Below are 2365 nucleotides of genomic sequence, written 5' to 3' on the forward strand. Positions count from 1 at the left end.
CCTTCTTCGCCTGGCCGGGCGGGGTGTCCTTCTTCGCCTGGCCGGGCGGGGGCGTGCCCTTCTTCGCCTGGCCCGGCGGTACGCCGTCCTTCTTCGCCAGGCCGGGGGGCACGCCGTCGGACTTCGCGAGGCCGGGCGGCACCTGGTCGCCGCCGGGCGGGTTCGCGCTGTTCCCGGACCCGGTGGCCGGTGAGTCGCCGGCGGCCCGGCCCGGTGCTGTGCCGTCGTCCGTGGCCTGGCCGGGCGGTACGCCGTCCGTCTTCGCCAGCCCGGGCGGTACGCCGCCGGTCTCGGCGAGCCCGGGCGGGACACCGTTCGTCTCGGCCAGACCGGGGGGCGTGAACGCGGTCCGCTCGGGCCCGCCGGGAGCCTCGTCCCGGGCGGGGCCCGGACCCGCCCGCCGGGTGTCCGGCCGGTCGGCGGCGCCGGTCGTGCCGACCGGGTCGTCGGCCACGGAGACGGAGACGACCCCGGGTTCCCGGGGCGGCGGTGTGCCGCCGCTCCCCACGGTGCCGGTACTCACCGCGGTCGTGACGATCAGGCCGCCCGCGACCGTGGCCGTGAGGGCCACGGGATCGAGGAAGGCGGTGCGCACGACGAGCACGACGCGCGCCCCCACGCTGCCGAGCCAGGCGCCGAACCCCGCTCCCGCGGTCGCCACGCCCGTGCCGGCGGCGACCGCGGTGCCCGTCCGGGTCGCGACCGCCCCGAGCAGGAGCAGCGGAGCGACGGCGCGGAGCATCCAGTAGGACTCCCGGACGTCGACGAACGCCCGGGTGCAGCCGGGGCACTGGACCATGTGGTCCTCGACCGCCTGGCGGCGGTGGGGCATGAGCCGGTTGCGCACGAAGTCGTGCAGCGCGGCGCGGGTCTGCCGGCACTCGGCGCCGTCGGTGGTGTCGGCGTGGGTCTCCGCGAAGCTGCTCGCCAGCCGGTTCTCCGCCCGGCGCAGGCGCCGCCGTGCGGCGTAGGGCAGCACGCCGATCTCCTCGGCGATCGCGGACACCGGCTGCGACCCCACGTGGTGGTCCCAGAGGATCCGCTGCTCGGCGGCGGACAGCCGCTCCAGGGCCGAGCCCAGCACCTCGAAGTCGATGGTCCGGGGCGCGGCATCCGCGGTGGTGGCGTGCCCGGTGGCGGAACCGTCCGAGGCCCCGCGCTCCGCGGCCGTCGACTCGGCGGCCATCGACTCCGCGACGTCCAGGGCCGCGCCGTACCAGAACACGACGGGGTCGGCCACGTGACCCGCGCGGACGAGCTCGGCGCAGAGCAGCTCCAGACCGCGGCTCGCGGCCAGCTCAGGGTCGACACCGGGGACCCGGCGGGACACCGCGGCCACCACGGCGCGACGGTGCGCCGCCCACCGGGCGAGGTCGGCACCGGTCACGGACATGCGACCTCCCCCTCGCCGGGGGCCGGGGGAGCCGGATGACGGCACGACGACGGGCGGGCCCGGTCAGCGGCCCGCCCGGTCATCAGTCACCGACCCCGGGGGCGCCGGCGGCGGGCTGCCCGAGCAGGCCCAGGACCCAGGCCCAGATCTGGTCGAGAGTCATCGTCAACGGGTCGATCCCGGGCAGCCCGGACAGCCCGAGGCTCGCGAGCAGGTCGCTCAGCGACGTCCCGAGGCCGGGGGCCGCGGGCTGCTCGGGCTCCGGGTCGACCGGCGGCTCCTCCGGCTCCTCGGGGGTCTCGGGCTCCTCCGGCGTGCCGGGGTCCTCGGGCTCCTCGACGACAGGCGGCTCCTGCGGACCAGGCTCGTCCCCGCCGCCAGGGGCCGGGTCGGGGGCGCCTCCGGTTCCCGGAGTACCGGGAACGTCGTCGGCCGGGTCCGGCCGGGGCTCGGTCACGGGCTCGGAACCGGAGTCGTCCGGCCGTGGTGCCGGCGCGGGATCGTCGGCCGGCGCCGGCTCGTCGTCCGGCTGGGCCGCCGGGCGCGGCCCGGGGTCGGCCGGTGCGTCAGCCGGGGGCGTGTCCGTGGCAGGGTCCTCGTCGGCAGGCGCGTCGTCGCCGGCGGCACCGCCCCCACCGCCGCTGCCGGTCCCACCACCACCGTCCACGCTGCCGCCGATCACCTCGCCGGCCTGCGCCGGCGGCTCGTCGCCCTGGCTCGCGACCATCGCGGCGGCCAGGCCGCCGAGGCCCAGGACGACAAGCACCGCGGCCACGACGGCCAGCTCCTTGACGCCGGGCTTCCGGTCCGGGCCGAAGCGGAGCCCCAGCACACCGGCTCCCGTGGCCGACCCGGTGGCCACGCCCGCTGCGATGACGTGTTGTCCGAGGTCGCGGAGCATCCAGGAGACTTCGCGGACGTCCATGAAGGCGCGGGTGCAGTCGGGGCAGGTGTCCATGTGGATCTCGAGGC

The 2365-nt window shown here is 77.9% G+C and carries 1 protein-coding gene and 1 pseudogene; both read right to left on the bottom strand.

Annotated features, from left to right (window positions below):
* Positions 1-1393 (bottom strand): zf-HC2 domain-containing protein (locus APR03_RS24685; RefSeq protein ID WP_253840026.1); only part of this gene is annotated, 1393 nt, incomplete at its 3' end.
* Positions 1394-1475: 82 nt separating this feature from the next.
* Positions 1476-2365: pseudogene (locus APR03_RS24690) on the bottom strand (hypothetical protein); the annotation flags it as partial.

The organism is Promicromonospora thailandica (assembly GCF_024171955.1).
GTDB classification, from domain to species: Bacteria; Actinomycetota; Actinomycetes; order Actinomycetales; family Cellulomonadaceae; genus Promicromonospora; species Promicromonospora thailandica.